General features: G+C 63.4%; 13 protein-coding genes and 2 pseudogenes. 7 read left to right on the top strand and 8 right to left on the bottom strand.

Annotated features, from left to right (window positions below; all coding sequences use genetic code 11):
• The 3 genes and pseudogenes from ACF8EA_RS25860 to ACF8EA_RS25850 form a co-directional block, all read right to left on the bottom strand.
• Positions 1-460, bottom strand: a pseudogene (locus ACF8EA_RS25860) (DUF6861 domain-containing protein); the annotation flags it as partial.
• A 43-nt stretch (positions 461-503) separates the two neighbouring features.
• Positions 504-1,571, bottom strand: coding sequence for an ADP-ribosylarginine hydrolase Tri1 (gene tri1 / locus ACF8EA_RS25855; protein WP_392523712.1), 1,068 nt, complete (start codon positions 1,569-1,571; stop codon positions 504-506).
• A gap of 76 nt (positions 1,572-1,647) precedes the next feature.
• Positions 1,648-2,024: pseudogene (locus tag ACF8EA_RS25850) on the bottom strand (DUF6861 domain-containing protein); the annotation flags it as partial.
• 341 nt (positions 2,025-2,365) lie between these two features.
• Here ACF8EA_RS25850 and ACF8EA_RS25845 point away from each other — a divergent pair.
• Both ACF8EA_RS25845 and tadA read left to right on the top strand, forming a co-directional pair.
• Complete coding sequence (locus ACF8EA_RS25845) at positions 2,366-3,745, top strand: multicopper oxidase family protein (RefSeq protein ID WP_392523710.1); 1,380 nt, start codon at positions 2,366-2,368, stop codon at positions 3,743-3,745.
• On the top strand, positions 3,745-4,224 hold the full coding sequence (tadA, locus tag ACF8EA_RS25840; RefSeq protein ID WP_103443548.1) for a tRNA adenosine(34) deaminase TadA: 480 nt from the start codon (positions 3,745-3,747) through the stop codon (positions 4,222-4,224). Before ACF8EA_RS25845 ends, tadA begins: the two co-directional genes overlap by 1 nt.
• A 92-nt stretch (positions 4,225-4,316) precedes the next feature.
• Here tadA and mltF read toward each other — a convergent pair whose 3' ends face one another.
• Positions 4,317-5,774, bottom strand: a complete 1,458-nt coding sequence (gene mltF / locus ACF8EA_RS25835) for a membrane-bound lytic murein transglycosylase MltF (RefSeq protein ID WP_392523708.1) — start codon at positions 5,772-5,774, stop codon at positions 4,317-4,319.
• A gap of 495 nt (positions 5,775-6,269) precedes the next feature.
• On the opposite strand from mltF, the gene purL reads away from it, so the two are divergent.
• Complete coding sequence (gene purL / locus ACF8EA_RS25830; RefSeq protein ID WP_325950433.1) at positions 6,270-10,169, top strand: phosphoribosylformylglycinamidine synthase; 3,900 nt, start codon at positions 6,270-6,272, stop codon at positions 10,167-10,169.
• A 3-nt stretch (positions 10,170-10,172) separates the two neighbouring features.
• Positions 10,173-10,484 carry an NIF3 1 gene (locus tag ACF8EA_RS25825; protein WP_021781928.1) on the top strand — a complete coding sequence of 104 codons (312 nt, stop codon included), beginning with the start codon at positions 10,173-10,175 and terminating at the stop codon, positions 10,482-10,484.
• Positions 10,485-10,587: 103 nt separating this feature from the next.
• Here ACF8EA_RS25825 and tatC read toward each other — a convergent pair whose 3' ends face one another.
• Genes tatC through tatA form a run of 3 tightly spaced genes read right to left on the bottom strand, consistent with a single transcriptional unit; the run spans position 10,588 to position 11,869 of the window.
• Positions 10,588-11,349, bottom strand: coding sequence for a twin-arginine translocase subunit TatC (gene tatC, locus ACF8EA_RS25820; protein ID WP_392523705.1), 762 nt, complete (start codon positions 11,347-11,349; stop codon positions 10,588-10,590).
• Positions 11,346-11,636, bottom strand: coding sequence for a Sec-independent protein translocase protein TatB (gene tatB, locus ACF8EA_RS25815; RefSeq protein WP_103463195.1), 291 nt, complete (start codon positions 11,634-11,636; stop codon positions 11,346-11,348). Before tatB ends, tatC begins: the two co-directional genes overlap by 4 nt.
• Entirely contained in the window at positions 11,636-11,869 is a 234-nt protein-coding gene (gene tatA, locus ACF8EA_RS25810; protein ID WP_103443550.1) for a twin-arginine translocase TatA/TatE family subunit, read from the bottom strand. The genes tatB and tatA overlap by 1 nt, the downstream gene beginning before the upstream one ends.
• A 145-nt stretch (positions 11,870-12,014) precedes the next feature.
• Between tatA and gspK the strand changes: the two genes are divergently transcribed.
• On the top strand, positions 12,015-12,980 hold the full coding sequence (gene gspK / locus ACF8EA_RS25805) for a type II secretion system minor pseudopilin GspK (RefSeq protein WP_392523704.1): 966 nt from the start codon (positions 12,015-12,017) through the stop codon (positions 12,978-12,980).
• A gap of 130 nt (positions 12,981-13,110) precedes the next feature.
• Here the strand turns inward: gspK and ACF8EA_RS25800 are convergent, their stop codons facing one another.
• Complete coding sequence (locus ACF8EA_RS25800; RefSeq protein ID WP_392523702.1) at positions 13,111-15,171, bottom strand: PhoX family protein; 2,061 nt, start codon at positions 15,169-15,171, stop codon at positions 13,111-13,113.
• A 223-nt stretch (positions 15,172-15,394) separates the two neighbouring features.
• Between ACF8EA_RS25800 and ACF8EA_RS25795 the strand changes: the two genes are divergently transcribed.
• Entirely contained in the window at positions 15,395-17,035 is a 1,641-nt protein-coding gene (locus ACF8EA_RS25795) for a lipoprotein UxpA (RefSeq protein WP_392523720.1), read from the top strand.
• Entirely contained in the window at positions 17,035-17,457 is a 423-nt protein-coding gene (locus ACF8EA_RS25790; protein WP_392523701.1) for a pilus assembly protein PilZ, read from the top strand. The genes ACF8EA_RS25795 and ACF8EA_RS25790 overlap by 1 nt, the downstream gene beginning before the upstream one ends.
• The last annotated feature ends 7 nt before the right edge of the window (positions 17,458-17,464 follow it).

Here is a 17,464-nt window from a genome sequence, read left to right as displayed (position 1 = left end):
TTGCAATGCTTTCCATACTATTCATCACCCCAGCCTTCATCTGGCCGCGAGTGAGGTAGGTGACGATGGCCGTCAACAGCAGCAACACCAATTGCTCCTGCCCACGCGCAAGTTGTCGTGCTGCGCGTTCTGTTCGCTCCTGGATCTGCGCTGAAGAGCCGCCGGTAGGATCAAGCCCTTCTGGCTTGACGCCGTCGGATGCGTACCAGGCCGTAGCGAGTCCTTCTTGCAGGCTCGCAAGGCAGGTGGGTAAGCCTTGATAGAAATAGTCAGCGATGGCCGCCAAACCCAAACCCATCAGAATCAGGTTGCCCACTTGCAACCCAATCCCGCCTCCAACCATTGCGCCCGGTAGCGCGCCCGCGCCAAAAGCACGCGAGCCAACCGCGCCGCCGATGGCGCCACCCACCGCCACACTCCCTCCCACAATCATTGAGACTTCTTTAACCAACTCCATGAGGTCTATCGGCTACTCACATTCATCTGCCCCGCTGCGTGCATTATCACAGCGAGTAGAACGGGTCGCTTTCAGGCGCCTGGTCGTGCAGCGCTTGGGCGAGGTCCTGTATGTGTTCTGACCACGCCACTGTCTTTACCCATTGCACGGGCATGCCGGATACCCCGTACAACGCCCCGGCTAGTTGTCCCGCCACGGCTGCCACACTGTCGGCATCGTCTGCCAGGTTTGCTGCCAGAAGCACTGCGTCCCTGAAGTTGTCGGTATTCCACACTGCCCACAGTGCAGCTTCCAAGGTGTCGATGACATACCCTGAAGAGCGAATCTGGTCGCGGCTTTTTTCCTTGTATTCGCCAGCGTTGATAACCGTGGCGCGGGGCTGCAATGGGCGCACCATGGGGCGGCATATTTCCTCCTTGTCTGCGCCGTTCAGGGCGAGGTGCAGCTGCGCACCCAGCAGTTCGCAACAACTTAGTGCTTCGGGCGCGCGGTGGGTGGTCCGACTCTGACTTTGGGCTTCGCGCCAGGTGGACGGTAGCATGTGGCGCCTGAAAATGGCGGTCGGGGCGAGTCGGATGATCGAGCCATTACCGGCCGTGTTCGGGTCTGTGTTGCCTGACCAGTCCAAGCCTTGCCGTAGCCATCCTTCCAAGGCAAGGCGGGTTGCATTGCCAATGTCGAAGCAGACACCGTTAGCGCTGTTTTCCCCTTGCTTGTACCACCTGCACAGACGCTCAAGATAATCGGCATGGTCAAATCGCATGCACGCCAGGTACGAGTCCGCCAGGCAAAGCGCCATGCTCGTATCATCTGTCCACTCACCTGGCTTGAGCCTGAACGGCCCGCCGCCGACCATGTCATCGACATGCTTGGCATCACGGGGCAAGAACTCCAGCGTGGTGCCTAAGGCATCGCCAATGGCCAACCCCAGCAATGCCCCCTTGGCTCTGTCGAGCGATTGATCGGGGGTGAGTGTGCAGGCGCGCGAATTTTGCCATTGCGGGTGTACGTAGCCACGGCTTGCGGACTCGCGTGGGGTGGGCGCTGGCAGCAAGTGGTTGTACCGGTAGGCATATTCGGTAACGGCGAGGGTGGAGCTGTGCAGGTCGATCATAGTTCTTTTTCTAATAAGAGATGAGTCGTGGGGCCTTGCTCAATCCGATTCAGTACTCTGAAAGAGGTATCTGGCGGAAGGCGAGAGAACCTACCGCGCCGCTATAACGCCGCCCAGCGCGACGCTGCCGCCGAGAATCATCACCACTTCCCGCACCAGCTTGAGCAGCACGGGGAAAATCTGGTCGATGTTGATGGATGCCCATGTGCGGGACAGATTTGACTGCATCATGGGGTAGGACAGCGCCATCGCCTGCCGGACGTTGTCGATCCGATGCGCGCCTACAGCGCCATAGGCCTGGCTGGCGCCATCGCTTACACGGCGGGTGAAACCGTCCCAACTGTCATGGGCATTGCGCAAGCCGCTGCTGACGCTCTGTTTCAGGGCGCTGAACCTCTGGTCCAGGTTGCGTTCGATGTCGCCCCAGCTAGGGACGTAAGCTGATAAGTCCATTTACCATTGCATTCCTTTAGAGAAGGCCCGGTGAGTGTGCTGGCTGACGGCGATTCATTCCCCATGCACCGCCCTAGCAGTCAAGCCAGCCGCCAAATGAGCTGATGATTGCACTACGAGGCATTTTCTCATCTGAGGTGCCTCTGGCAATGGTGTCAATTTGATGTCGTCACTGTCGATTGGTTCCGCTACGCCTGCCGTCCAGCCAATGCCGTGGCTAAAGCGGACGATGCTTAGATACTTCACTTAATATTTCCCATTTGCAGGTGTATCGTATTCGCCCCTCATCGTCAGCGCCTTGCTGGCAGACTGATTGCGCAGAACACGAGGTACCCGCACCGATGTCCTTCACCCGTCGACAAATGCTCAAGGGCCTGACCGGCCTGGTTGTGGTTGGCCTGGGCGCCGGTGGCGCGGCGCGTTACTGGCTGGGCAAGGTCGAAGACGACAGCGCAGGGCACGATTATGAGCTGATCGCAGCACCCCTGGACGTCGAGCTGGTGCCGGGGTTCAAGACCGAGGCCTGGGCCTTCGGCCCATCGGCCCCGGGCACCGAGCTGCGCGTGCGCCAGGGCACTTGGCTGCGGGTACGCTTTATCAACCATCTGCCGGTCGAGACCACTATCCACTGGCACGGCATCCGCCTGCCGCTGGAGATGGATGGTGTGCCATACGTTTCGCAATTGCCGGTCAAGCCAGGTGAATACTTCGATTACAAGTTCCGCGTGCCGGACGCCGGCAGCTATTGGTATCACCCCCATGTCAGCAGCTCCGAGGAGCTAGGCCGCGGTCTGGTCGGGCCGCTGATCGTCGAGGAGCGTGAACCCACCGGGTTCCAGCATGAGCGTACGCTGAGCCTGAAGAACTGGCATGTGGACGAGCAGGGCGCATGGCTGCCTTTCAGCATCCCGCGCGAGGCCGCGCGCAACGGCACTGCCGGGCGGTTGATCACCATCAACGGCCAGGCCGACTCGATCACCGAGCTGCCGGCTGGCCAGGTGGTGCGGGTGCGCCTGCTGAACCTGGACAACACCTGGACCTATCGCCTCAACCTCAAAGGCAACTGCGAGGCGCGAATCTATGCCCTCGACGGCAACCCGGTCACCCCGCGTGCGTTGGATGAGTACTGGTTAGGCCCGGGCATGCGTATCTGTCTGGCCATTCGCATTCCCGAGGCGGGTGAGGAAATCTCCCTGCGCGACGGTTTCGTGCGCCTGGGCACCCTGCGTTCGGTGGCCAGCAACGACGCGCCGAGTGACTGGCCGCCAGCGCTGCCGCCCAATCCGATCGCCGAGCCGGACCTGGAGAATGCCGAAAAGCTGAACTTCAATTTCGAGTGGGCGGCCAGCGTCTCTGTCACCACTGACGCGGGCAAACCGCCGAGCTTGTGGCAGATCAACGGTCAGGCCTGGGATATTACGGACAAGACCTGCGCCGACCGCCCCATCGCCACGTTGCAAAAGGGCAAGAGCTACATCTTCGAGCTTAAGAACATGACCCAGTACCAGCACCCGATCCACTTGCATGGCATGAGTTTCAAGGTGATCGGCTCCAACCGTCACGACATCAAGGAGCCGTGGTTCACCGACACCTACCTGCTGGGCAAGAACGAGCGTGCCCAGGTAGCGCTGGTGGCGGATAACCCTGGGACCTGGATGTTCCACTGCCACGTCATCGACCATATGGAAACCGGCCTGATGGCCGCGATCGCGGTGGTCTGATGCGTCCGCAGATCATCGATCGCAGTCGCGATCAGGAATTCATGCGGCTGGCACTGGGTTTGGCCGCCGAAGGCGCGGCGCTGGGCGAGGTACCGGTGGGCGCGGTACTGGTGCAGCACGGACAGGTGATCGGCCAGGGGTTCAACCGGCCGATCATCGACAGTGACCCCAGCGCGCATGCCGAGATGGTGGCGATCAGGGCGGCAGCCAGGTCGGCCAGCAACTATCGGCTACCCGGCAGCACCCTGTATGTGACCCTGGAACCGTGCAGCATGTGTGCGGGGCTGATCGTGCATTCGCGGGTGATGCGCGTGGTGTTTGGCGCGCTGGAACCCAAGGCGGGGGTCGTGCAGAGCCAGGGACAGTTCTTTGGCCAAGGCTTTCTCAATCACCGGGTGATGGTGGAGGGCGGGGTGCTGGCCGAGGCGTGCGGGCAGATTCTCAGCGATTTCTTCAGGGCTCGTCGGGCCAAGGCCTGAATTGCATCCGGCTCTTGGCGGGCAGCCCGCTCCTGTAAGTTCTGTGCGAATTATGCAGGGGCGGGTTTACCCGCGAAGAGGCCCTGAAAGGCTTACATCGGTGGCGACTGATCCGCCGGCTTGTTCTTGTTGACCCCGGGCACATGCAGGTTGCCCTCGGCCACCTGGCCTTCGAGTTGCGGCTGGGTCACCCAGGTGAGGATGTCATAGTAGCGGCGGATGTTGGCCACGAAATGCACCGGTTCGCCACCACGGGCGTAGCCGTACTTGGTCTGCCGGTACCACTGCTTCTGAGCCAGCCGCGGCAGCATCTTCTTCACGTCCAGCCACTTGTTCGGGTTTAGCTTTTCGCGCTTGGCCAGGGTGCGGGCGTCTTCAAGGTGGCCGCCACCAACGTTGTAGGCGGCAAGGGCAAACCAGGTTCGATCCGGCTCCTTGATGCTGTCATCAAGCTCTTCCTTGATCTTCATGAAGTACTTGGCGCCGCCCTGGATGCTCTGCCTCGGGTCCAGCCGGTTGGACACGCCCATGGCCCGGGCGGTGCGTTGGGTCAGCATCATCAGGCCGCGCACGCCGGTCTTGGAGGTGACTTCCGGCTGCCACATCGATTCCTGGTAGCCGATGGCTGCCAGCAGGCGCCAGTCGACCTGCTCGACCTTGGCGTAGCTCTTGAAGTGCTTCTCGTACTTGGGCAGGCGCTGTTGCAGGTGCTGGGCGAAGGTGTAGGCACCGACGTAGCCGAGAACGTCAACATGGCCGTAGTAGCGATCCTTCAAACGCTGAAGGGTGCCGTTCTTCTGTGCCTTGTCGAGAAATTCGTTGATTTCGTTGAGCAGGCTGTTGTCTTCGCCTGCTGCCACTGCCCAGCGCTGGTCGCGGGTGTCGCCCAAATCGAAGGCGACCCTCACGTTGGGGAAATACACCTGGTTCATCGCCAGTTCGTTGGAGTCCACCAGGGTCAAGTCGATCTGGCCTTCGTCCACCATGCGCAGCAGGTCGACCACTTCGACGGCGTCGGATTCCTCATATTGCAAGGCCGGGTACTGCTTTTTCAGCTCGGCCAACTGGTCAGCATGGCTGCTGCCCTTGAGCACCATGATCTTCTTGCCGACCAAACCCTTGGCGCTGGTGGGGCGTGGGCGGCCATTGCGGTAGATGACCTGCGGGGTCACCTCCAGATAGGGATGGGAGTATTTCACCTGCGCTTTGCGCCGCTCACTGCTGACCAGGCCGGCAGCAGCCAGTACCGGGCCGGAGGGCTTGCCGAGGGCGTCGTACAGCTCGTCCAGGTTGTCGGCGGTCTCGATCTGCAGCTTTACGCCGAGATCGTCGGCGAAATGCTGGACCAGTTCGTACTCGAAGCCGGTTTCGCCGTTACGGTCCTGGAAGTAGGTTGCCGGGCTGTTGCGTGTGATCACGCGCAGCACGCCATCCTCCTTCACGCGCTCGAGGGTGCTGGGTTTTTCAACGCAGGCACCTAGCAGCAGAAAGAGTCCGGTTGCGAGAAGCCATTTGGCGCAACGCTGGCGCAAAGCAGTGTGGGCGAACATAGGTTGCAGTATACGCAAAGGACTGGCCCAACCATATCTCGACAACTGTTAGCTTGTCTGGTAGCGGGTTCCGTGCTGTGTGGCTTGCCGTTAAGAGGTTCGTCGCGTGGGAGATCGAGCGCCGTCCGCACGGCGCATCGCGAGCTGCGCTCGCTCCTACGTTTGTTTGCGGCCAGTTATTTCTGCAGGAGTTACGCGCGAGCGCCTTGGCGCATGACGGAATATCGCGTCGTACGGACCACACGGTCGCGCGCGCCTGTCACTGACGTTACTGGCCTGAAACAAACGTAGGAGCGAGCGCAGCTCGCGATGCGCCGTGCGGACGGCGCTCGATCTTCCAGGCGACGATCATCTTCAGGCGAACATCCAAAATTCTGACCCAAAAGTCCGGTTCCGCCGCCCGGCAGGCGTGGCTTAGAGCAGGTGCCGAAAGCCATCGAATTAGGCTAGAATGCACGGCCTCTAAGCACACCCCTTCCTGAGGCTGTCCCGACGATGTTGATCCTGCGCGGCGCTCCTGCCCTTTCTGCCTTTCGCCACGGTAAATTACTCGAGCAACTGAGCCAGAAAGTCCCCGCTGTTACTGGTTTGTATGCCGAATTTGCCCACTTCGCCGATGTTGACGGCGAGTTGACCGCCGACCAGCAGCAGGTGCTGGGCCGTCTGCTCAAGTACGGCCCGAGCGTGCCGGTACAGGAGCCGACGGGGCGTCTGTTCCTGGTTGTGCCGCGCCTGGGCACCATTTCGCCATGGGCCAGCAAGGCCAGCGACATCGCCCACAACTGCGGCCTGCAGTCGATCCAGCGCCTGGAGCGCGGCATCGCCTACTACGTGGCCGGCACCCTGAGCGACGCTGACGCCGAACTGATCGCCGCCGAATTGCACGACCGCATGACCCAGCGTGTGCTCGGCCAGCTGGAGCAGGCAGCAGACCTGTTCAGCCACGCCCAGCCCAAGCCGATGACCTCGGTGGACATCCTTTCCGGCGGTCGTGACGCCCTGGCCAAGGCCAACATCGACCTGGGCCTGGCCCTGGCCGAAGACGAAATCGACTATCTGGTCAATGCCTTCCAGGGCCTCAAGCGCAACCCGAACGACATCGAACTGATGATGTTCGCCCAGGCCAACTCCGAGCACTGCCGTCACAAGATCTTCAACGCCAGTTGGGATATCGACGGCCAGGCTCAGGAAAAGAGCCTGTTCGGCATGATCAAGAACACCTACCAGATGCACAACGAAGGTGTTTTGTCGGCCTACAAGGATAACGCCTCGGTAATCGTCGGCAACGTTGCCGGCCGCTTCTTCCCGAACCCTGAAACCCGCCAGTACGGCGCGGTGCAGGAGCCGGTGCACATCCTGATGAAGGTGGAAACGCACAACCACCCGACCGCCATCGCCCCGTTCTCCGGCGCCTCCACCGGCTCTGGTGGCGAAATCCGCGACGAAGGTGCTACCGGCCGTGGCGCCAAGCCCAAGGCCGGTCTGACCGGCTTCACCGTGTCCAACCTGCGCATCCCGGGCTTCGAACAGCCTTGGGAGCAGGCCTATGGCAAGCCCGAGCGTATCGTCGACGCCCTCGACATCATGATCGAAGGCCCTCTGGGTGGCGCTGCGTTCAACAACGAATTCGGTCGCCCGGCCCTGACCGGCTACTTCCGTACCTTCGAGCAAGCCATCGACACCCCCCACGGTGAAGAAGTGCGCGGCTACCACAAGCCGATCATGCTCGCCGGTGGTATGGGCAACATCCGTGAAGACCATGTGCAGAAGGGCGAAATCACCGTCGGCGCCAAGCTGATCGTGCTTGGCGGCCCGGCCATGCTGATCGGCCTGGGCGGCGGCGCTGCTTCGTCGGTGGCTACCGGTGCCAGCTCGGCTGACCTGGACTTCGCTTCGGTACAGCGCGAAAACCCGGAAATGGAGCGCCGTTGCCAGGAGGTCATCGACCGTTGCTGGCAATTGGGCGACAGCAACCCGATCGCCTTCATCCACGACGTGGGCGCTGGCGGTATTTCCAACGCCTTCCCTGAATTGGTCAACGATGGCGGCCGCGGTGGTCGCTTCGAACTGCGCAACGTGCCCAATGACGAGCCGGGCATGGCCCCGCACGAAATCTGGAGCAACGAATCGCAAGAGCGTTACGTGCTGGCCGTCAGTGCAGTCGACTTCGAGCGCTTCAAGGCCATCTGCGAGCGCGAGCGTTGCCCGTTTGCCGTGGTTGGTGAAGCGACTGAAGAGCCGCACCTGACCGTAAGCGACAGCCACTTCGGCAATACCCCGGTGGACATGCCGCTGGACGTGCTGCTGGGCAAGCCGCCGCGCATGCACCGTTCGGTTACCCGCGAAGCCGAGCTGGGCGATGACTTCGACCCGAGCGAGCTGGACCTGGACAGCGCCGTCCAGCGCGTGTTGAACCACCCGGCCGTGGCCAGCAAGAGCTTCCTCATCACCATTGGCGACCGCACCATCACCGGCCTGGTTGCCCGCGACCAGATGGTCGGCCCGTGGCAGGTTCCGGTGGCGGACTGCGCCGTTACCGCCACCAGCTTCGACGTCTACACCGGTGAGGCCATGGCCATGGGCGAGCGTACGCCGCTGGCGCTGCTGGATGCCCCGGCGTCCGGGCGCATGGCCATCGGCGAAACCCTGACCAACCTGGCGGCTTCGCGCATCGAAAAGCTGTCCGACATCAAACTGTCGGCCAACTGGATGTCCGCTGCTGGTCACCCGGGTGAAGACGCACGCCTGTACGACACCGTGAAGGCTGTCGGCATGGAGCTGTGCCCGGAGCTGGGCATCACCATTCCGGTCGGCAAAGACTCGATGTCGATGAAGACCAAGTGGAGCGACGAGGGCGTCGAGAAGAGCGTCACCTCGCCGATGTCGCTGATCATCACCGGCTTCGCCCCGGTCACCGACATCCGCAAGACCCTGACCCCGCAACTGCGCATGGACAAGGGCGAGACCGACCTGATCCTGATCGACCTGGGCCGCGGCAAGAACCGCATGGGTGCCTCGATCCTGGCCCAGACCTACGGCAAGATCGCTGCCCAGGCACCGGACGTCGACGACGCCGAAGACCTCAAAGCCTTCTTCGCCGTGATCCAGGGCCTGAACGACGACGGCCACCTGCTGGCCTACCACGACCGTTCCGACGGCGGCCTGGTCACCACCGTGCTGGAAATGGCTTTCGCCGGCCACTGCGGCCTCGACCTGCAACTCGACCCGCTGACCGACAGCAAGGGCGAAGTGCCGGCCATCCTCTTCAACGAAGAGCTGGGCGCGGTGATCCAGGTTCGCCAGGATGCTACCCCGGACGTGCTAGCTCAGTTCAGCGCTGCCGGCCTGGGTGAAGAATGCGTCGCGGTGATCGGCAAGCCGGTCAACAACGCTGAAGTGACCATCAGCCTGAATGGCGAAGTGCTGTTCGACGATGACCGTCGCATGCTGCAGCGCCAGTGGGCTGAAACCAGCTACCAGATCCAGCGCCTGCGCGACAACGCCGACTGCGCTGACCAGGAATTCGACCTGCTGCTCGAGGAAGACAACCCGGGCCTGTCGGTCAAGCTGGGCTTCGACGTCAACGACGACATCGCCGCGCCTTACATCAAGAAAGGCGTGCGCCCGCAAGTGGCCATCCTGCGTGAGCAGGGCGTCAACGGCCAGGTCGAGATGGCAGCCGCCTTCGACCGTGCCGGCTTCGCCGCCATCGACGTGCACATGAGCGATATCCTCGCTGGCCGTGTCGACTTCGAAGCCTTCAAGGGCCTGGTCGCCTGTGGCGGCTTCTCGTACGGTGACGTGCTGGGCGCTGGTGAAGGCTGGGCCAAGTCGGCGCTGTTCAACGCCCGTGCCCGTGACGCCTTCCAGGCCTTCTTCGAGCGTACCGACAGCTTCGCCCTGGGCGTGTGCAACGGTTGCCAGATGATGTCCAACCTGCACGAGCTGATCCCGGGCACCGAGTACTGGCCGCACTTCGTGCGCAACCGCTCGGAGCAGTTCGAAGCCCGCGTGGCCATGGTCGAGGTGCAGAAGTCCAACTCGATCTTCCTGCAGGGCATGGCCGGTTCGCGCATGCCGATCGCCATCGCCCACGGTGAAGGCCATGCCGAGTTCGCCAGCGAAGAAGCCTTGCTGGAAGCCGATGTGTCCGGTTGCGTGGCCCTGCGCTACGTCGACAACCATGGCAAGGTCACCGAAGCCTACCCGGCCAACCCGAACGGCTCGCCGCGTGGTATCACCGGCCTGACCAGCCGCGACGGCCGCGTGACCATCATGATGCCGCACCCGGAGCGTGTGTTCCGCGCTGTGCAGAACTCCTGGCGCCCGGACGAGTGGCAGGAAGACGCCGCGCTGATGCGTATGTTCCGCAACGCGCGAGTGTGGGTGAACTAAGGCGTGTACAAGCTCGCCTTCTTCGTCCCCGCCAGCCACGTCGCAGCGGTCAAGGCCGCTGTGTTCGCCGCTGGCGGCGGGCGCATTGGTGATTATGACCACTGCGCCTGGCAAACCTTGGGCCAGGGCCAGTTCCGCCCGTTGGACGGCAGCCAGCCGTTCCTCGGGCAAACCGGCCAGGTCGAGGTGGTGGAGGAGTGGAAGGTGGAGCTGGTGGTGGCTGACGAACTGGTGGCTCAGGTCGTCGCTGCGCTCAAGCAGAGCCACCCGTACGAGACGCCAGCCTATGAAGTCTGGCGCCTCGCCGAGTTCTAGAACCCATCACGGCCATTCGCGGGCTCGCCCGCTCCCACAGGGATATCACAGGTTCTGAGGATTGTGATATCCCTGTGGGAGCGGGCGTGCCCGCGAAAGGGCCCTACAATCCAGCCACAATCTCCTTGCCTGGCTCCGGCCGCTTCAACATTCCACAAGCCAGCAACCCCACCTCGAACAGCACCCACATCGGCACTGCCAGCATCGTCTGCGAAAACACATCCGGCGGTGTCAGAATCATCCCCACCGCAAAGCACCCGACGACCACGTAGGGCCTGCTGCGTCGCAATGCGGCCACATCGGCCAACCCCGCCCAGACCACGATGAACGTCGCCACCGGGATCTCGAACGCCAGCCCGAATGCCAGAAACAGCGCCAGGATAAAGTCCAGGTACTGGCTGATGTCGGTCATCATCGCCACGCCGTCCGGCGTCACGCTGGCAAAGAAACCGAACATCATCGGGAACACCAGGAAGAACGCGAACGCCATGCCGGCATAGAACAGCACGATGCTCGAAACCAGCAGCGGCAGGGCAATGCGCCGTTCACGGCGGTACAACCCCGGCGCCAGAAAGCCCCAGGCCTGATGCAGCAGCAACGGCATGGCCAGGAACAGTGCGCACATCGCGGTCAGCTTGAACGGTGCTAGAAAGGGCGAGGTGACACTGGTGGCGATCATGCTCGCGCCTTCCGGCAAAAAGCGCCGTAGCGGTTCGGATATGAGCGTGTACAGCGTCTGGGCGAAGGGGAACAGGCCGGCAAACACCAATGCCACCAGCGCCAGGCAACGCACCAGGCGTTTGCGCAGGTCGCGCAGGTGTTCGGTCAGCGACATGCTCGCGGCAGGGTCCATGGCAATACTCATGAAGCATTTTCCTTGGGCAGCGCGGCCGTGGCCGCATCATTGGCCGGCACCGCGTTCAGGCTGATGCCCTGGCGGATCTCCTGTTCCAGGCGCTGCAAAGGTGCCTTGTCGAGGTTGGGCATTTCGATTTCGCGCTCCACCTGCGTGCGCAAGGCGTGCATGGCCCGGCGCGCCTGGCCCAGGCCGCGTCCGAGGGTACGGGCTGCCACCGGCAGGCGCTCGGGGCCCAGCACCAACAGCGCGACGACGCCGATCAGCAGCAACTCGCTGAAGCCTACCTCGAACATCAGGCCTGGCGGTCCGCTTGAGGTTGCTGAGCAGCCTGGCCGTTCAGCGGGCACTGTTGCTGCACTTGCGCCTGGCCAGCGGCGCTGGCGTCATTGTCGCCGCCCATGGATTTGCGAAAACCCTGGATCGCCTCGCCCACATCGCTACCCAGACCCTTCAGGCGTTTGGTACCAAACAGCAAGAACACGATCAGCAGTACGATCACCAGTTGCCAGATTCCAATGCCACCCATAGCGACCACTCCTGTAAGGTCATGAAAAGGAAGGGCAATCCTGCCTTGCCTAGATGACGTGCGCATGACGAACGGGCATTGCCATCTACCTGAAACACCCCGCGTGTTGACTGGCGTTTTTATTCCGCGAGCGAGGCACACACGGATGGGTGGAAGGCAACAGCAGGGTGCGGCCCTGTTGATGGTGATGGTGGTGCTGGCAATGCTGGCGGCGGGCATGGCCTGGTTGGTGGAGGATGGCCGACGCCAGGTTGACGATGTGCGCCTGCTACACCAGCGGGTGCAGGTGCGGGCCATGGAGCAGGCCGGCCTGGCTTATGCCGGGCAGGCCCTGCGTGACCCCGCCTGGCGGCTCAGCCCGCTGTTCTGGCAAGCCTTGCGCGGGCAGCCGCTGAACTACGATTTTGGCGCTGGCCAGGCGCAGTTGCGGGTACGCGACCAGCACACCTGCTTCAACGTCAATGCGTTGCTGGGTGCCGATGGCGAACGCGCCGAGCGCCAGTTGCGTTACTTGCTGGGCAATGACATGGCGGCCGAACGCCTGGTCGATGCCCTGGCCGACTGGCTCGATGCCGACAGTGATGCCCGCCTGCAGGGCGCCGAGAGCGCCCAGTACCTGCGCCAGCAACCGCCACGGCTGGCGGCTGACCAGCCGATGCTCGACACCAGCGAGCTGAACCTGTTGCTGGAGCCGGACGCCAGCCGCCAGGCGCGTTACCCGATGCTGTGCGCCTTGTCGCAGACTACTGGCTGGCGGCTCAACGCCAATGCGTTGGGGTTGGAGCATCTGCCCCTGCTGGAGGCGCTGTATGAAGGGCGTTACTCGCGTTCGTTGCTCAGCCGCATCATCAGCGGTCGGCCGGCGTCAGGGTACGTGGATGCCGCCGCGCTGCGCCAGGCGCTGGGGGCGGTGGATGACGAAACGTTCGAACGGTTGAGCGAAGGGCTTCTGCTCAACAGCGGTCATTTTCTGTTGCAGCTGTCGTTCGAGGAAGAGGGGCGGGTGATGCGCAGCGAATTCCAGGTGGAGGCGCTGGGGGTGGTGCAGTGGCATGCCCGGGTGCCAGCGCAGCAAGTGCGGGTGCGTAGCCGGGAGCCGATAGCCTGGTAACGTTTACGGACGCCTTCGCGGCCAAGCCCGCCCCTACGCCGGTTTTGAAACCCGTGGGATCCCTGTAGGAGCGGGCTTGCCCGCGAAGAGGCCGGTACAGCCAGCAAAAGGTTGGCTGACCGGCACTGGATCAAACGGTGCCGATCTCCCCGCCATCAATACGCTGGATCACCACCGTCGAAGCCCGCGGCCGTACGGTAGCCCCCGCCGGCGTCGCATCGGTCGCCTTGTCGGTATACGGCCAGTTTCCCGGGTGCTGAATGTTGACGAACAGCGTCTTGTTGTCCGGGGTAAAGGTAATCCCGGTCACCTCGCAACCGTTTGGCCCGACAAAGAAGCGCCGCAGGTCCACCTGGTTCTGTGCGTTCACTGGCACCTGCTTGCCGCTGGCATCCACCAGGTCGGTAGGGATCACCGCCAGCAACTGGTCGTTGGTGTAGTCGGTCAAGGTGCTTTCGCCGTTGTCGGTCTCGAACCACAGCACGCCTCGGCTATCGAAGCTCATGCCGTCGGGGCTGGCGAACTGGTTCAGTTCGGTCAGGCCGGAGCGGTTGATGTCGGCAGTACCGGCAGCGTTGGCGCCGAACACGAAGATGTCCCAGTTAAAGCTCAGCTGGTCGTCGCTGTCGTGCCAGCGAATGATGTGGCCGTGGCGGTTCGGGCCGCGCGGGTTGGCTGCATCGACCTTGTCCGGGGTGCGTGCACTGTTGTTGGTCAGGGTCAGGTACACATCGCCGTTCAGCGGGTTGACCGTTGTCCATTCCGGGCGGTCCATCGGCGTTGCGCCCACGGCATCGCCAGCACCGCGAGTGTTGAGGATGATGCCCGGCAAGTCGCCGTACAGCGCGCCCAGGGTGCTGCCGCCCGTGGTGGCGGTGCCCACGTCCAGCAGCAGCCATACACCGGTGCCGTCGGCATTGAAGCGGGCCACGTAGAGCTTGCCTTGGTCGAGGTACTTGGCGCCGGTGGCCAAGCGGTCGGCCGGGGTGGCGTCGGCGGGGTCCCACACGGCGGTGGACACCCACTTGTACAGGTACTCGTTGTTCGAGTCGTCACCCATGTACCACACCAGCGGCTTGCCGGCGACGGGCAGGCCGGGGGCGCAGCCCTCGTGGCGGAAGCGGCCCAGCGCGGTGCGTTTGGTGGCCAGGGTGCTGCTGTTGTACGGGTCGATTTCGACAATGTAGCCGTAGGTGCTGGCTTCGTTGCGATAGTCGTCGGTGGCGCTGGCGCCTTTGACGGTAACATCGAAACGGGCGAATTCGTCATCCACTTCGCTGGCGTCACCGGCAGCGCTTTCCCACTTGTACTGGCCGCTGGAGGTGCCCACGCCAATGCGGCGCTGGTCCTCGGGGCGGGTGCCCTTGTTGACGAAGATGCCCGGCCAGTTCTCTTCGCAGGTCAGGTAGGTGCCCCACGGGGTATAGCCATTGCCGCAGTTGTTGTTGGTGCCACGGCAGTGGGTGCCAGCAGTGGAGTACTTGGTCTTGACGTGGTCGGTGCCACGCAGCGGGCCGGTGATTTCCATGCGTGAAGCAGTGGTGAAGCGACGGTTCAGCGGGTCGTTGTCGACCACCTGCCAACGGCCGTTGATTTTCTGCAGGCGTACCACGCCAGCACCGTGTGCGTTGATTTCCTTGCGCACTTCTTCAACTGGGCGCTTGCCGTTGACATCGGTAGTGGGGCCGGCCGGGTGCAGGGCGGCGGTATCGATGTACTCGAAATTGATTGCCAGCAGGCCGTCTTCCGAGCTGCCGTTGATGGGGAAGAAGTGCATGCCGTCGTGGTGCATGCCCATGGCGTTGGCCTGGTCGGTCGAGGTGTTGCTGCCGTCGGACTTCCACGGGTTGCCGTTGCTGTTCAGTGGCGTGCCCCAAGGTGCCAGCACATAGGCGCTATAGCCGGCGGCGACCACACAGGCGTCGGTGCGCGAGCCTGGGATGGACTGGAAGCCCAGCGCCAGTTTTGGCACTTCCGGCTCGGTGACTGGCGGTTCGGTGACCGGATCATCGTGATCGGAACCACCACCGTCGAAGCAGCCTGTCAGGCCGGTACCGGCGATCATGGCGATGGCGGCGCCCAGGCTGCCGCGCATCACGCTGCGGCGGCTCAGGTAGGCATCCATGACGTTGGCCATCGGCAGATTGCCGCTTTGGTTCCGGTCCAGGTTGTCGCCGGTATCTCGACTCATCAGGTTGTCCTTATGTTGGCTGAGTTGGAAGAAACCGCGACTGTAAGGCGCAAGTGTGATGATTCCTTGGCAGAAATGTTAACGAGCTTTTAAAACTTTCGGTTCTTGGATGGGGATTCTAAAGATCGAATTGGAATTTCTGTCGGATTTCTGCCATCAAACTGTAATGCCAGCGCCGCAACATCCGGGACCCTGAATGGACGTGGATAAGGATGGCGATGCGATGGCGAGCAGTGTGCACAGGCGCGAAGTGATCGGCTGGATGGGTATCGGTGCCTTGGCACCGTTGCTCGGCGCCTGCACAGCCTTCCCAGGGCAGCAGGGCGGCAACGCCCGGCTCGACTTGCTGTACGTCGCCGATACCCTCGATGCCCGCCAGCCTGGCCAGGCGGTGGTACCGGCTACCCGGTTGGGGCCGGTCAGCCACTTGGGCCGTGCGCCCTGGATGACCGGCAGCAGCGCCAGCATCGCCTACCCGCAACTGGCGCCGCTGCTCGATGCCCGCCAGGCAACGACGGCCCCGCTGGGCGGTTATGCGGTGCTCGCGGCGTTGCTGGAACAACTGCGTGGCGAGGCCGGTACGGGCAACAGCCTGACCCTGGAAAACGGCCAAGGCTGGAATGGCAGTGGCCTGGCCTACCTGACCCAGGGCGAAAGTGGTGTGCAAGGCAGCCAGCTGTTGGGCATCGAAGCGCGGGTCAGCAGCGACGAGCGTGTGCTGTGGCCGCAACGCAGCATGGGCCTGTATCGCCAGGCCAGCGCCATGACCCTCGGCGCCGGGCTGGCTGACGCACAACGCCAGGCACTGGGCGTGCAAGCCCTGCACATTTTCGAGCGCGGCGGTGCCCGTATTGCAGTGGTTGGCGTGACCGACCCGTACGCACAGGACCAGAAAGCCTCTCTTAAACAGTGGTATCAGTCACTGCTGCCGGTATTCGAGCAAGCCCGGCGCGAGGCTGACCTGGTGGTGGCCATGGCCGATGCAGGCACGGGCCCCGGCTTGTGGCTGGCTGAACGGGTGCCGCAAATCGACGTGCTGTTGTGTGCCCGAGGTCAGGACCTGTGGCCCGCGCCGGTCGAGGTCACCCAGGCCAGCGGTCGGCGCGTGCCGGTGCTGTTTGCCGGCTGCCGGGGCAGCGGTGCCTTCCGCCTGCGCTGCCAGCGAGTGGCCGGCCAGTGGCAGTTCGACGGGCGTTTTTTCCCGGCCTTTGAACAGCAACTGGCGCCTGCCGCGCAGCTGCTTGTCGCGCAATTGCAGGCGCAACTGCGCCAGCAACGGGCCGGCCACGCGGCCTGGCTCGACCAGCCGCTGGCCCGTGCGCCCCAGGCCTTGTGGCGCCGCGATACCCGTGGCGGCAGTTGGGACTGCCTGCTGCATCAAGCCTTGGCCGACGATAGCAGCATGCCCGTGTTGCTGCCGGGCCTGCGTTACGACTACCCGCTGTCAGCCGGGACGCCCATTACCCGCGAACACCTGATCAGCCTTACCGGTGGTTACCCGGCGCCAGTGGTCGAGGCACCGGCCAGGCAGGTCGAACAAGTGCTGGAAAACGCCGCTGAACAATTGTTCGGTGACCCGCTGTTGCTGGACAACAGCCAGGACCTGCCGCGCTGGCAGGGCCAGGCCTGGAGCGTCAGCTACAGCCCACAAGGCAAGCGCATCACGGGGTTGGAGCCAGTGCAGGGTCTGTGCCGCACCTTTGGCTTGCAATTCGAAAGCCAGGCCGGCGAGCCACTGTGGCAGCGGGTCGAGGCCTGGCTCGCCCGCCAGCCTGACGATTGGCAACTGGCGCCGCTGCAACTGCCCGAAGTGCGTTACGTGCAGGGGCACCCAGGCTGGCACCCACGGCAATTGGCCTCGTGATGCTCACCTCGCGTCTGCTCACCGGTGCTGGCCTGACCTTGGCCGGCTGGCTGTCTGCGCAGTGTGTGCTGCAGCTGAGCCGGCAGCCACACCCGGCCACGTCACCTGCGGTGGCCGATAGCCCGCTGCCCGGGCTGATGGTCGGTCACTGGCAGGCGCCACCCGACGATGGTGCCATCGCCATCACCCGTCTGCCGCTGCAGTACCTCGGCGGCCTCAAGGCCCAGCCATTGGCCGCCAGTGTGGTGGTGCTGCGCTACGGCCAGCAAGTGCGCACCCTGGCCCGCGGTCAGCGCCTGGCGCCAGGGATCGTGCTGCAGGATATCGACAGCGATGGCCTGATTTTCAACAACCAGGGGCGGCGTGAGCGCCTGCCCTGGCCGCCACGCCCCGCCGTGACCGGCTTCAAGCGGCAAGGATGAACGATGC

Source organism: Pseudomonas sp. YQ_5, assembly GCF_043103305.1.
In the GTDB taxonomy this organism is placed as follows: Bacteria; Pseudomonadota; Gammaproteobacteria; order Pseudomonadales; family Pseudomonadaceae; genus Aquipseudomonas; species Aquipseudomonas putida_Y.
Note: the sequence above shows the minus strand (reverse complement) of the source record. Positions and strands in the feature narration are given on the sequence as shown.

Excerpts from the sequence above, each read along its gene's own strand:
- gspK (WP_392523704.1), top strand. The coding sequence starts at position 12,015 with ATGGGTGGAAGGCAACAGCAGGGTGCGGCCCTGTTGATGGTGATGGTG.
- ACF8EA_RS25795 (WP_392523720.1), top strand. The coding sequence starts at position 15,395 with ATGGCGAGCAGTGTGCACAGGCGCGAAGTGATCGGCTGGATGGGTATC.
- tadA (WP_103443548.1), top strand. The coding sequence starts at position 3,745 with ATGCGTCCGCAGATCATCGATCGCAGTCGCGATCAGGAATTCATGCGG.
- mltF (WP_392523708.1), bottom strand. The coding sequence starts at position 5,774 with ATGTTCGCCCACACTGCTTTGCGCCAGCGTTGCGCCAAATGGCTTCTC.
- ACF8EA_RS25800 (WP_392523702.1), bottom strand. The coding sequence starts at position 15,171 with ATGAGTCGAGATACCGGCGACAACCTGGACCGGAACCAAAGCGGCAAT.
- ACF8EA_RS25790 (WP_392523701.1), top strand. The coding sequence starts at position 17,035 with ATGCTCACCTCGCGTCTGCTCACCGGTGCTGGCCTGACCTTGGCCGGC.
- ACF8EA_RS25845 (WP_392523710.1), top strand. The coding sequence starts at position 2,366 with ATGTCCTTCACCCGTCGACAAATGCTCAAGGGCCTGACCGGCCTGGTT.
- purL (WP_325950433.1), top strand. The coding sequence starts at position 6,270 with ATGTTGATCCTGCGCGGCGCTCCTGCCCTTTCTGCCTTTCGCCACGGT.
- tri1 (WP_392523712.1), bottom strand. The coding sequence starts at position 1,571 with ATGATCGACCTGCACAGCTCCACCCTCGCCGTTACCGAATATGCCTAC.
- tatA (WP_103443550.1), bottom strand. The coding sequence starts at position 11,869 with ATGGGTGGCATTGGAATCTGGCAACTGGTGATCGTACTGCTGATCGTG.
- tatB (WP_103463195.1), bottom strand. The coding sequence starts at position 11,636 with ATGTTCGAGGTAGGCTTCAGCGAGTTGCTGCTGATCGGCGTCGTCGCG.
- tatC (WP_392523705.1), bottom strand. The coding sequence starts at position 11,349 with ATGAGTATTGCCATGGACCCTGCCGCGAGCATGTCGCTGACCGAACAC.